The sequence below is a fragment of the Blautia hominis genome (assembly GCA_002270465.1).
Lineage (GTDB): Bacteria > Bacillota > Clostridia > Lachnospirales > Lachnospiraceae > Blautia > Blautia hominis.
In genome coordinates, this window is record NQOF01000002.1 from 771,957 (window position 1) to 785,045 (window position 13,089).

Here is a 13,089-nt window from a genome sequence, read left to right on the forward strand (position 1 = left end):
AAAACATGGAAAAATATTTAAACCCGGAACTGACACCGGAAGAAAGAGCAGAGGATTTACTCTGTAAAATGAGTCTTGATGAGAAAATGGGACAGGTGAACTGTCTGTTTCCATATGGGGACAACAAGGATACTGTAGCGCATGATATGCGGCATGGCATTGGGCAGGTCAGTACTTTAGAAGTGCGGGAAATCACAAGCCTTGAAAAAGCGGCAGCATGGCAGCGCAGTCTGCAGGAGCGGATTATGGAATGCAGCGAGCATCACATACCGGCAATCTTCCATATGGAAGGTCTGTGCGGGGCGTTCATTCAGGACGCAGCGAGCTTTCCGTCCAATATAGGGAGAGGTTCTTCATGGAATCCTGCGCTGGAGCAGAAAATCGGGGAAATTGTCAGCAGGCAGGAACTGGCCTGCGGGATTACGCAGGTGCTTGCGCCGGTTCTGGACATTTCCAGAGATTCCAGAATGGGGCGTCAGTGTGAAAGCTACGGAGAGGACCCGGCACTTGCGGCGGCAATGGGAACAGCCTACACGAAAGGTGTGCAGGAAGGGTCGGCTGCCGGAAGAAAAGCAGAGTCTGCGGCAAAGCATTTTCTGGGATTCCATAATTCCCAGGGAGGAATCCACGGAGCAAACTGTGACGTGCCGGACCGTTTGCTGGATGAGGTCTATGGAAAACCGTTCCAGTGTGCGATAAAAGAAGCTGGCTTAAGAGGTGTCATGCCCTGTTATAGTTCTATTAACGGGGAACCACTGTCCGTTTCCAAGAGAATGCTGACGGGACTGTTAAGGGAGGAAATGGGGTTCGATGGCATCTGCGTCGCGGATTACAGTGCGGTTTCCAATGTACATACGACCCAGAAAATCGGAGAAAGCCTTGCAGATGTGGGACTTCTCAGCATGGATGCGGGGATGGACGTTGAGATGCAGAACTGTGTCTGCTTTAATGAAGAATTAAAGGAGCGGTTCAGGAGCGGGGAAGCCGATATGATGATACTCGACCGGGCAGTCCGCAGAGTTTTGGAGGCAAAGTTCCGCATGGGACTGTTTGAGCATCCTTTCGCCCTGACGGAAAATGAACTGAAAGAAACATTCTATGATGAGAAGGACAAGGAAGTCTCTCTGCAGTCCGCCTTAGAGTCGCTGATTCTTCTCAAAAATACCGGTGTGCTGCCGATTGCAAAAGACGTGAGGAAGATTGCGGTAATTGGATGCCACGCTGATAATGCAAGAGCATTTTTCGGAGGGTATACACATCTGAGCATGGTGGAGGCGGTCCATGCCGTGGCGAATTCTATCGCCGGGCTGGAATCCGGAAGCATGAATGGCAAAAAGGCTGCAATGGTTGCGGGCACACAGGTACAGAGCGATGAATCGGAAGAATTTGACGCGATACTCAAACAGCAGAAGCCGGAATGCAAAAGCCTGCTTAAGAAGCTGAAGGAGGTGCTGCCGGAGGTATCAATCTGCTATGCTTACGGATATCCTGTGGCGGGCAATGATATAACACATTTCCCAGAGGCTCTGGAGGCTGTGCAGGAGGCGGACCTGGTCCTGATGACTTTGGGCGGGAAAAATGGTTCCTGTTCGGTTGCGACAATGGGCGAAGGCGTGGACGGAACCAATATTAATCTGCCGTTCTGTCAGGAGGAATTTATCCGTGAAGCGGCAAAATATGAAAAACCGCTGGTCGGAATTCATTTTGACGGACGCCCGATTTCCAGCGATGCTGCAGACCAGTATCTGGATGCCATCCTTGAGGCATGGAATCCGTCTGAAATGGGGGCAGATGCGATTGTAAAGGTACTGACCGGGGCGTATAACCCATGCGGGAAACTGCCGGTATCGGCAGCCAGGAATGCCGGACAGATACCGATTTATTATAATCATCCCAACGGCTCGGCTTACCATCAGGGGGGGAGTATAGGGTTTAAGGATTATGTGGATATGCCGCATACACCAAGATATTTCTTTGGTCATGGGCTGTCATATACGGAATTCGAGTATACCTCTCTCGTTTTGTCAGCAGATGAAATCGGACCGGATGGAAGTGTGAGGGTGACTGTATCTGTGAAAAATACAGGGGCGTGCGGGGGGACCGAAATCGTACAACTCTATATCAGGGATGTCTATGCAAGCATGACAAGGCCGGTAAAAGAGCTGGCAGGCTTTGCAAAAGTATACCTGGATGCCGGGGAAGAAAAGAAGATAGAATTTGTCCTCAATGCCAGTCAGACAGCCTTTCTGGACCGCAATATGAAATGGAAGGTGGAAAAAGGGGAGATGGAAGTACAGGTCGGAAAATCTTCCGAAGAAATCTGCTTGAAAGATACCGTAATGATTACAAAGGACGCATGGATTCAGGGACGGGAGCGTGCCTTCTATACGATAGGGAAAGTCAATGGATAATATGGGGAATTGAGCGTAACAGCTGTATGGAGGGCATCGGAAAGCCCGAATCCTTAACCGACGAACTGCAAGGCGAATACAGCCGCCGCATCAACAACAAAGATCGGCTAGTCTACCATATGGAAAATGGCCGCATCTATATGGCACATTGCAAAGGACATTACGGAGATAAATAGCCGGCATAATTCCCGCCCTTTCAAATCCCCACAACTCACAACGGGAGAATTGATCGGGCGGGGATTTCATGTTTACCAAATGTGGAAATAAAAATACAGTCCCAGTCATCAGGAAAGATGGAGGCTTGGAACATCCAGAACACATGAAAATCAGGGGCAATACAGTGATGCAGACGAGGTTATCTCTGAGATGAGAACGAAGTATGGTTTATAGCGCGGTTATAAGATAAATACCAGTATAGGCCTGGTGTCATTTCTTTGCCATTCTATACAACTTGGTCAGCAGGGAATCGTATGTGAGATGGAATACTATTTAGCAGTATCTTCCCTATATGTTCGGGCGTATCTGCACAACCAAGAGAAAGCCATTTCCCAATTAAGCTAAAAAATCCTGCCTCAAAAAAGGAAAAGTAATATTTCATATCATCTTCATCCGTAAGCCCTATTTCTTTCATATATTCCCGGGCACCATGTTCCCAAAGCTTTGAAAAAGATTTATGCAGTTGTTCGTAAGAACTATAATTAACATAAATATGAAAGAATTCTTTATTTTCTTTTAGATATGTCAGTAAGTGAAGAAGTTTTTCATGATTCACAAAAAAGCCGATAATATCCTCTTCGTGCTGAAAGAAAGCCATCATGTTATTTATATGGCGTTTCCCCGTTTTTTGTATAAGATCCGGGATATCCAGATAGTGTGCATAAAAAGTTGAACGGTTGATGTTTGCTTGGCTGCATATTTGAATAACTGTGATTTTATTTGGTGAATAAGAGGTACATAATTTTAGCAGTGCTGTTTCTATCTTACATTCAGTATCTTTATATTTTTGATTGTTTGATGTATTCATAAGATTCCTTTCTATCATCCATTGCTGAGCACACCATTCGGATGGACCCGGTTGCTATTATCCCGACAATTGTATGGAATATTGATGGTTGTAACCATTAAGATACCATATTAAAATTAAAATATAAAGAGAAATTGTAAAGGAGATAGATTATGCTGTCTAAATCAGAGGAGTTATTTGAGAAAGGTTCTGTATGGAATTCAATTGCTAAAATGAGTATACCGGCAGTGATTACCATGATTGTCATGCTCGTATATAATATGGCAGACACTTATTTTGTTGGAAAAACAGGAGACCCGCTCCAATTAGCGGCTATTTCACTTGCCTCCCCGGTTTATATGATTATGATGGCAGTCGGGACGCTGGTAGGCGGAGGGGGATGTGCCGCAGCTGCCGGGGCAATCGGGAAAAAGGATATAGAAAATGTAAAAGTAATCTGCAGTGCCTGTACGGTGATTGTCATTGCTGCAAGTCTGATAACAGGTGGGGCAATTCTGATTTTTGCTGACCCCATACTCTCTGTGATTGGAGCTGACCAGTCAACATGGGACTATACAAAATCTTATATGTGCGTTCTGGCTTTGGGAATGATATTTATTGTGTTTTCGAATTCATTTTCTAATATTATCCGCGCGGAAGGTGCTGCGAAGGAATCTATGATTGGAAACAGTATTGGTACACTGATAAACATAGTGCTTGACCCAATTTTTATTTTAGTCCTGAATATGGGGGTTATGGGCGCCGCGATTGCGACAGTGATTGGGAATATGGCTGCAAGTATATATTATTTGGTTTATCTGAATAAAAAACATACATATCTCTGCGTGAATCCAGTATATCTGAAAGGAAACGGGAAAGAGATCTTCACGGTTATTTCATTAGGGATTCCTAATGCCATAAGCAATCTGTTTAGCGGGATTGTGAATACCATAACCAATCATTTACTAATGGCATACGGGGCGGCGACGATAGCTGCCGTAGGTGTCGGCGGGAAAGCGGGGATGATAGTTGCTATGATTGTCATGGGGATATGTATGGGTTCCTCGCCTATTATTGCTTATAATTACGCGGCTGGAAACAGAAAAAGAACTAAGGATGTGCTGATAAAGCTTTCCATTCTCACGGTAATCATAGGAACATTGCTGACGGTATGCTGTTACATAAAGAGCAGTGCCTTGGCGGCTCTGTTTTTGGAAGACGAAGCACTGGTCCAACAAAGCTCCCATATTATGAAAATACAGCTTCTTATGATGCCTGTTGTTGGAATTTATTATGTAGGTATTAATTTCCTTCAAAGTGCAAGAAGAGCAAAGTGGGCGGCCATTCTTTCTGCCTTCCGTCAGTTTATCTGTTTCATCCCTGCTGTTTATCTTCTGCATGGGATATTTGGACTGAGCGGGATATACTGGGTGAATGTACTTTGCGATGGGCTTGCGGTTATACTTTCCCTTATACTAACCTGCAGGAAGTACAGACAAAATGCCAGACTATGAATCATATGTCTGGCACAGGAATTCACTCAGCCTATCATAATCCTCCTTACAACTGGATTCAATAACGCCTGTAAGCATGAGATTTTCATTTCTGACGTTGGAAATAAAAATATATTGCGACAGCATGGAGCTTAAATTCAAAACATCCCCTTCTTCAGTTTTAAGGAATATCTCTCCCTGGCAAGCCTGGACTGCTTTTAAAAAATCGAGAATATCAATATGCTGTTTTAATTTCATCATAGTAATCACCCTTCGTATATTTTCTTTTATTAACATTTTTTCTTTGACAAATCATTTATTCTGTTTTGGAATGTATTTTGTTCGATCACGGTATTCTGCGGGAGTTAAGGCAGTGATATCATGAAAAAGTTTTGTAAAGTAACTTGCTGAACAGAAATGGAGATGTTCGCTGATGTCCGTAATACTCTGTGTAGTATTTGATAATAACAGCTTTGCATATTCTATGCGTTCTTTATTAATATATTGTTTTAAGCTAATATTCATTTCCTTCTTGAATCTTTTCCCGAGGTAATGCTCCGTATAGCCAGTCCGTTCTGCGAGGTCGCTGAGCGAAATGTCATCCTCGATATGTAAATCAATATAATCACAGCACATTTTGGCAAAGACAGACACGGCAGATTCCGTCCTAATTTTATAAACGCGCTGAATAAAGTCGCGCTGCATCATTTGATTAATGGGGACTACCTCTGCTGTGCTTTGGCAGGCTTCAATATCCAGAATATATTTATCGCTGAGCATATAGGCAATTTCTGGGGCAAGTCCCCCTTTGATTGCGGCCCGTGTACACAGAACGATAGAAGCAATAATCATATTTTTAGTCTGACGGAGTGAATCCTTAATACTCATTTTCCCGACTGTTCCAGTATAAGTCGATTTAGATCCCTCTGTTATATAATTAAGATTCCCTTCTTCCACCATTTTCAAAAATCTCTGTTCAAAAAGGTAACTTGAATGTCTGTCGCTTATATCATCAGCGTGTATATTTGAAAGCCTGTTGTTATCAGTGTTTTTTTTAGATGCTTCGTAATAAAAGAAATCGCTGAAACTTATTTTTTCTCTGGTTATACAGTAATGCATCATTGTAGCGTACTGCAGATATTGGCTGATTCCAATCACAGGCAGGGTCTCAATTAGGTTCATAAAGTTGTGTTTTACCAGAGCAGTCAGGGGAATTTTACTAAGTGCCTGTTCCTTTCTTGCGATGGCGCTGGCGTCTGTAAAGGCAGGACCCAATAGGTATACGTATAATAATTCCTTATTTTCTTTTTCAAAAAGAATAATCCAGCTCATGTCAATGCTATTGGAGAATACAAAGGGCATTTGGTTCTCTGAGGCATGTTGCAGGATATGGCCGGAAAGATTCTCCAGCGAAAACACCATATGGAGAGTACTTTCGTCCGGACAATTGCTGGATAGGAGATTCATTTGTGCATCATATTTCCAAATATAAAGATTATTGATGCAAGACATTAACTCCTGAAATAACATAAGCCGTTCATCTATTCTGTTCATATAAAAACCTCCCTGGGTTTTTAGAGTTCTCGACAAACTCTAATACTAAGATAATGGAATATGAATTTATTTTAGTATAAAAAAATGGCAAAATCAATAAAAAATTAGCAATATCACAATAGAAAGTTTCTTTTATTATAGAAAAGCTCTTTTATTGATAACAGTAAGATAAAGAAAAGAATTATAATACCAATATGAAAAAGGAAATTATACCAAAGGACAACCCGTAACCCATACCCTGTGGGTATAAAAATATTCTGTAAATGGAGGGCAAAGAGGTCTGATCCCTTGCTTTCCTTACGATGCGGCTCTATAAGCTTGATAAAGAACTGGCATGGTTTGATCATGTTGGATATAAGAAAGGAATGGGTAGTATTTATGAATTGGATATGGACTCCTGACTGGAGATTTGCGGATAATGAGGAGGCACAGTTTGTCTGCTTCAGGAAAGTAATTGAGGTAAACAGTGCGATACATGGATGTAACATAAAAATATCTGCGGATTCCCGGTATAAGCTTTATGTGAACAACTGTTTTGTGCAGGAAGGACCTGCTAAAGGAGGGCGTAATACATGGTATTTTGACTATGCTGATATCGGTGCATATATGAAACGTGGCAAAAATGTGCTTGCGGTAATTGTTCTTCGTTATCCGGAGGCGTCAAATAAGCGGAATGCAAGTCTGCACCGAACCCCTTATCCCTGTTTGTTCATAGAAGGTGGAATGGAACTGGCGGGAGGGGAACGCATAGAAGTATCCGGTGAATCGGGTTGGAAATGCTTTCATGACAGAAACATTCAAATCGTATCGAAGGAAATTATGCCGGCTCCGCTGCATATTCTGGAGGAGGCGGCCGGAAATCCGCTGCTGTACGGCTGGATGCAGGAAAGCTACAGTGACGAAGCATGGGAAGATGCGAAACCATATGGTATTACAGAATTTATACAGGGATATACAGAAGGACCTTTTGCAATGGAAGAAAGGAAAATTCCTTATCAGAGGCATACTCCGGGAAGATTTAAAAATGTTCTTTGTATAAGACACAAAGAACCGGATGCAAGGAATGACCGGGATGTGCAGGAGGAATGGAATAGAATGCTAGCGGGAGAAGGCTGTGTTGAGATTCCGGCCGGGCAAAAACTGTCTGTAGAAATCGATGCAGGAGAAGAAATGACAGGATTCTTAAAGCTACATTTATTGAAGGGGGCTGGAGCAAAAATTACGCTGAAATGTGCAGAATGTTATGGCTGCTTCTCAGAGGGCTCTTCCTCCAATCCGGATATTCCTTTAAAAAGAGACCGCACAGATTTTAAAAATGGTACTTTATTTGGCTATGAGGATGTTTATCTGTGTGCAGGGTCCGGCAGTCCCGAAAACCCAGAGGTCTACGAACCTTTCTGGTTTAGGACCTTCCGGTTTCTGGGAGTGACAGTCGAGACAGGGAATGAACCGCTTCTGATTGAAGCGTTGGATTACACAGAGACCGGATATCCACTCGAAATTAAAACAAAAATAGAGACATCGGATTGTTCGCTGCGAGATATATGGGATATCAGTGCAAGGACTCTTCAGAGATGCATGCATGAAACTTACATGGACTGTCCGTTTTTTGAGCAGCTTCAGTATATCATGGACTCACGTTCACAGATTCTGTACACGTATATGACGGCTGCGGACGATAGGCTGGCAAGGCAGTGCATGGATGACCTGCGTAAATCCCAACGTCCGGACGGGCTGCTGAATAGCTGTGCACCCTCTTGTACGAATTCAGTGATTCCCGGTTTTTCAATTTACTACATACTCATGGTATATGATCATATGATGTATTTTGGTGATCAGGATTTGGTCAGACTTCATATGCCTGCGGTTGAGGGGATATTGAACTGTTTTGGGAGGAATCTTGCAGAGAATGGCTTAATAAAAGCAATTGGCGGTCCGCTGATGCGCTCCAGATACTGGGCATTTATTGACTGGGCTGAGGATTGGGATACAGGAGTTCCTCCGGCAATCGGCAAGGGGTATCTGACAATGGACAGTCTGCTGTATCTGTATGGTCTGATGCATGCGGCAAGTCTGCTGGAATATATAGGGAGATTCGAGGATGCGAAGATATGCCTTCGGAGGGCAGAAGCAGTCCGGCAGTCTGTCAGGAAAAACTGCATTGGCAGGGAAGGCCTGCTTATGGATGGACCCGGAAGCAGGGAATATAGTGTGCATTGCCAGATATTTGCGGTGTTAACGGATACTGTCAATGAAACAGAGGGTAAAAGATTGCTGCAACTTACCTTACACCAGCCGGAAGCGGCGCAATGTTCAGTCGCTATGAGTTTCTATCTCTTCAGGGCACTCCAGAAGACAGGCTGGTATGAAGCAACGAACCAGGTATGGGAAACCTGGCGGGAAATGATACGCAGGAATATGACAACTTGTGTAGAGAGCGAGACAGAACCAAGAAGTGACTGCCATGCCTGGGGGGCAGTGGCCCTGTACGAGCTGCCGGCCGCTATTCTGGGTGTCCAGCCGGCAGAACCTGGATTTCAAAAGATTGCAGTCCGTCCGGTCAGCGGCTATCTGGATTATGCGAGAGGACAGGTGGCTACACCGAAGGGAATGGTCTACGTTGAGTGGGAGAAAAAGGAAGATGGAAACCTGGATGTACGGTATAAAGTACCCCAGGGTGTGGAGGTAGTAAGTATGAAAAAAAAGCAGATTTATAATCCGTTCCTACCGTTAAATGAGTATATACCTGATGGGGAGCCACATGTTTTTGGAGACAGGGTGTATTTGTTCGGCTCCCATGACAAAGAAGGCGGGGATGCTTATTGTATGCTGGATTATGCCGGATACTCGGCACCGGTAACTGACCTGACCGACTGGAAATACGAAGGAATGATCTATAAGGCGGAGCAGGACCCTTATTATTCCGAAGAAAGAAAGTATATTTATGCACCTGATGCCGTGCAGGGGAATGACGGGCGTTACTATCTATATTACTGCCTTGTCGGGGGAGAAGACTGTATCAGTGTTGCCGTATGTGACACACCTATGGGAAAATATGAATATTATGGGCATGTCCGAAACGCGGATGGAAGCATATTCAAACGCTTTGTGCCGGGCGACCCGGCCGTGATAAATGATGATGGGGTTATCCGCCTTTATTTTGGATGGTCCCTGGCGGTTCCGGAAGAAATGCTTGAGGCACAGATTGCCGAAAGCAGGGAGAATGGAATAGATTTTGAGGAAAAGATGATACAGGCTCAGATGATGCTGTTTAAAAAAAGCAGGGAAGAAATTGTAAACGAGCCAGAAGGAGTTATGGGGGCAAATGCTGTGGAATTAGCGGAGGATATGGTGACGATTGCCTCTGAGCCGGTCCGCATAGTTCCGGGACAGTTTGCAGCGAAAGGAACCAGCTTCGAGGGGCATGCTTTTTATGAAGGCAGTTCCATACGAAAGATAAGGGGAGTCTATTACTTTATCTATTCCTCCCAGTGGAATCATGAACTTTGTTATGCAACCAGTACATTCCCTGACAGAGATTTTGTTTATGGCGGTACAATTATTTCAAACGGTGATATCGGATATCAGGGGAGAAAGCCGGAAGCGCGTCTGAATACTACCGGGACAAATCATGGCAGTATTGAATGCATCAATGGGCAATGGTATGTTTTTTATCACCGGGGAACACACGCTACGGATTATAGCAGGCAGGCATGTGCAGAGCCGATACATATCCTGCCTGATGGTAAGATTATGCAGGTGGAAATAACATCCTGCGGGCTGAATTACGGTCCGCTTCTTGCAGCCGGAGAATATCCTGCGGCAATTGCCTGCAATATTACGAATGGAAGGATGCCCCATATCCAATTTGATAAAATTTCAGAGGGAATTCCGAATGTGACCCACGTTAGGGACGAGCGTTATATCACTGGCATACAGGATGGGACATCCATCGGGTTTAAATATTTTAGGTTTGAGGGACCCATGATACTTACTGTAAAAGTAAGGGGGAAGGGAACAGGTAAGTTCAATGTATCTGATGGCACAGAGATTTTAGCAGAAATCCCGATATTGCCTGCAAAAGAGTGGAAAGAAAGGTCTGCTGCTATAGAAGCTCAAGGGACCGGGGCTTTGTATTTCACTTATGAGGGAAGCGGAGAGATAGAATTTTTATCTTTTCGGTTTGATAACAGCAGTCTAAAGTAAATGTTCACGCTCTAAAGTGTGTTTCCACCGAAGGAAAACCGTAACATGCTCAATATAATGGTATGGCTGGCACGTGGCGGTGCCAGTACAAAGATCCATGCCATCGTAGATGCCTATGGGAATCCTGTATATCTCATGCTAAGTGAAGGATAGCGAAATGATAGCAATTTTGCCATTCCTTTATTGAAACATGTGAATCTGGAAGGGAGCATGGTACTTGCCGGTCGAGGCTATTATGGGAAATAAGAATGGATAAGATTTTTGATTAGCTGAGGATTTATCAAAGAAACATTGCAGGGAAGGTGAAAATAAGGTATCATAAATTTAGAAATAATCATGAAAATATTTTGCCTATCAATACGTATACTTTAATCTTCAGCTTTAGCTGAAAACCCGCCCCTTTAGGGGCATGTGTTACGGGATGCCCTTTTTGGTATACTATATTTTAGAAAGGACTCATTTTATGGCTGCTGTGATGAAAAAAATTATCAGAAAGCATTAGAAGAACAGAAAATAGAAGTTCGTAATCTTGTACTTGCAGGATTAGAGTAGATAAAAGAAAGAAAAACAAAAGATTTTAATTCTGTATGTGACAGACTGGAGAAAAAGTATAGGGATGAAGCATTATAGAATACAAATCACTGATTTGGCAGAAACAGATTTGGAAAATGCAGGTCTGGTTACGTGACATTGCAGTAGTAGAGATGTTTTTGCTACCGGAGCCAGGGTATATGAAATTTCCAATATAAAATATGAATGCATAGACCTTCAGTCTGGCTTGATCTGTATAAAGGGTAAAGGCAATAAAGAAAGATATATTCAAATTGGAAACAGAGAAGTACTGGAATTGTTGAGAAAAATTACGCGATAAGCATCCACGTGATAAAATGAAGATAAAAGCAGCAGCGTAACAATAAATAGTAATGATTATTGACTTTGATCACTTCTAAGATGGTCTTTTTGTCGTGGGAAAAAGTTATTAAATTTTAGGCAAATAATTATAGTACGTATTTAGTTAGAACAAAAAATTGGTATGGAAGGTTACGATATCTGCTTAAAAGGCGAATATGAAGCAAATCTATGTACATTTCTTTCATGAGGGCTATTGAACCGTATGGTTCAATAGCCCTATTTTCATGTCTTCATAAAATTTTCTCTTTATATTTACAGAAATGAAAGCCTTCATTTCTGTAAATTTTGTGAAACCCAGTACCTTGACAATAGAATAAGTACTCCCTTGCAGATTGCAGAAGCTGAGCAATCAACATGATAGAGCAGGCTTCAGGTAAAGAGTGGATAGGATGATAAAAAACAGGAGGAGGAATGTAGGATGATTATAATTATAGGTGCTCTGGCTGTTATTTCCTCATTGGTATTGTATTGCTGTATCAGGGTAGGAAGCCTGAGCGATGCCAAAATAGAAGAATTTTATAACAGAGAGAAAAAGAAAGAAAAATGTGATAAAGGGGGTGAAGAGAATGGGTAAATCTGGGATTGTCACAGAGGACTACAGGATTAAGGAAAATGAGGCATACCATGATGTTGCTGCATTATTCAGGATATATCGTGCGGTGAACTGGAGGATGCAGATTAAAATCAATCAGGTGAAGTACCAGTTCTGGGGCTGGAGTATGGAACGGATGTGGATGCTTTCCTGGATACGCTGTACCAGGCAGGTATGGATATCAACCAGGATATGGAGGATATGAAAGAGCGCGTAGAAGCAATCAATAAATCAAATAAGTTCCTTAAGCTGATTGATGAAGCTGTAGAGCTGATGTGGAAGTATCATCCTGAGGGCGAGAAGTACTATTGGGTCTTGTATTGCGGCTATATGTCAGCTTACAAGCCAGAAAATGTAGAAGAGATCCTGGATAAACTGGAGCCACATTTCCCGAGGGTACATAGGGCCACGTATTTTCGTTGGCGGGAACGGGCTTTTCAGGCCGTTTCCGGGATACTCTGGGGTTACGAGGAAGACAGTAAAAAATTATCTGAATATTTCAGAAAAAATTATGAGTGATACTGTTGACTTGGAAAAAGCAAAAAAACTATATTGATAATGACTAATGCGCATAACATGCGCAATAAACACTTCATAAGGCGTATACGCCGGAAGGGAGTTACCATGTTAGTATTAACAGTTGACACAGGAAACAAGGCAATTAAGACAGAAAACCTGAGCTTCAACAGCGGTATCCAGACTATGGATATGATGCCGGGAGAAAAAGAAGAGGTACTGCGTTACCGTGGAAAGGGGCACTTTAAGGGAGGCGGTTAAGTGGAGAAGCAGAATAAGTACAGGTTTAATCTTGCTTTTGATGAAACTGACGAGGACCACTTGAAGTTCTCCCGTAAAATGTATATAATGGGTAAGATTAAACCAATCACACTGCCTTTCAGTGACATATAGTTATGCATA

The 13,089-nt window shown here is 42.9% G+C and carries 12 protein-coding genes; 9 read left to right on the top strand and 3 right to left on the bottom strand.

Features of this window, described 5'->3' with window-relative positions; translation table 11 throughout:
• Positions 1-5: 5 nt before the first annotated feature.
• Positions 6-2,411 carry a glycoside hydrolase family 3 N-terminal domain-containing protein gene (locus CI595_RS09520; RefSeq protein ID WP_095173006.1) on the top strand — a complete coding sequence of 802 codons (2,406 nt, stop codon included), beginning with the start codon at positions 6-8 and terminating at the stop codon, positions 2,409-2,411.
• A complete protein-coding gene (locus CI595_RS27115) occupies positions 2,357-2,587 on the top strand; it encodes a type II toxin-antitoxin system YoeB family toxin (RefSeq protein WP_095173007.1) in 231 nt (76 codons plus the stop codon). The genes CI595_RS09520 and CI595_RS27115 overlap by 55 nt, the downstream gene beginning before the upstream one ends.
• 266 nt (positions 2,588-2,853) lie before the next feature.
• On the opposite strand, the gene CI595_RS09530 is transcribed toward CI595_RS27115, so the two are convergent.
• Positions 2,854-3,435, bottom strand: coding sequence for a TetR/AcrR family transcriptional regulator (locus CI595_RS09530; protein ID WP_162291842.1), 582 nt, complete (start codon positions 3,433-3,435; stop codon positions 2,854-2,856).
• Between the two features lie 152 nt (positions 3,436-3,587).
• On the opposite strand from CI595_RS09530, the gene CI595_RS09535 reads away from it, so the two are divergent.
• Positions 3,588-4,928, top strand: a complete 1,341-nt coding sequence (locus tag CI595_RS09535; protein WP_095173009.1) for an MATE family efflux transporter — start codon at positions 3,588-3,590, stop codon at positions 4,926-4,928.
• Here CI595_RS09535 and CI595_RS09540 read toward each other — a convergent pair.
• Both CI595_RS09540 and CI595_RS09545 read right to left on the bottom strand, forming a co-directional pair.
• On the bottom strand, positions 4,923-5,168 hold the full coding sequence (locus tag CI595_RS09540; RefSeq protein WP_095173010.1) for a polya polymerase: 246 nt from the start codon (positions 5,166-5,168) through the stop codon (positions 4,923-4,925). The genes CI595_RS09535 and CI595_RS09540 overlap by 6 nt on opposite strands.
• A gap of 51 nt (positions 5,169-5,219) precedes the next feature.
• Positions 5,220-6,461: a helix-turn-helix domain-containing protein gene (locus CI595_RS09545; protein WP_095173011.1), complete on the bottom strand. Its 1,242-nt coding sequence runs from the start codon at positions 6,459-6,461 to the stop codon at positions 5,220-5,222.
• A gap of 378 nt (positions 6,462-6,839) precedes the next feature.
• On the opposite strand from CI595_RS09545, the gene CI595_RS09550 reads away from it, so the two are divergent.
• The 6 genes from CI595_RS09550 to CI595_RS26030 all read left to right on the top strand — a co-directional run bounded on the left by CI595_RS09550 (position 6,840) and on the right by CI595_RS26030 (position 12,948).
• A complete protein-coding gene (locus CI595_RS09550) occupies positions 6,840-10,667 on the top strand; it encodes an alpha-L-rhamnosidase-related protein (protein ID WP_162291843.1) in 3,828 nt (1,275 codons plus the stop codon).
• 760 nt (positions 10,668-11,427) lie between these two features.
• Positions 11,428-11,538, top strand: coding sequence for a hypothetical protein (locus CI595_RS27120; protein ID WP_243135145.1), 111 nt, complete (start codon positions 11,428-11,430; stop codon positions 11,536-11,538).
• A 459-nt stretch (positions 11,539-11,997) separates the two neighbouring features.
• Entirely contained in the window at positions 11,998-12,153 is a 156-nt protein-coding gene (locus CI595_RS26025; protein ID WP_156087462.1) for a hypothetical protein, read from the top strand.
• The gene (locus CI595_RS26900; RefSeq protein WP_330397261.1) at positions 12,146-12,376 is read left to right on the top strand and encodes a hypothetical protein; all 231 of its coding nucleotides are present in this window, start codon (positions 12,146-12,148) and stop codon (positions 12,374-12,376) included. The genes CI595_RS26025 and CI595_RS26900 overlap by 8 nt, the downstream gene beginning before the upstream one ends.
• Positions 12,373-12,690, top strand: a complete 318-nt coding sequence (locus CI595_RS26905) for a hypothetical protein (RefSeq protein ID WP_330397262.1) — start codon at positions 12,373-12,375, stop codon at positions 12,688-12,690. The genes CI595_RS26900 and CI595_RS26905 overlap by 4 nt, the downstream gene beginning before the upstream one ends.
• A gap of 105 nt (positions 12,691-12,795) precedes the next feature.
• On the top strand, positions 12,796-12,948 hold the full coding sequence (locus CI595_RS26030) for a hypothetical protein (protein WP_156087463.1): 153 nt from the start codon (positions 12,796-12,798) through the stop codon (positions 12,946-12,948).
• The last annotated feature ends 141 nt before the right edge of the window (positions 12,949-13,089 follow it).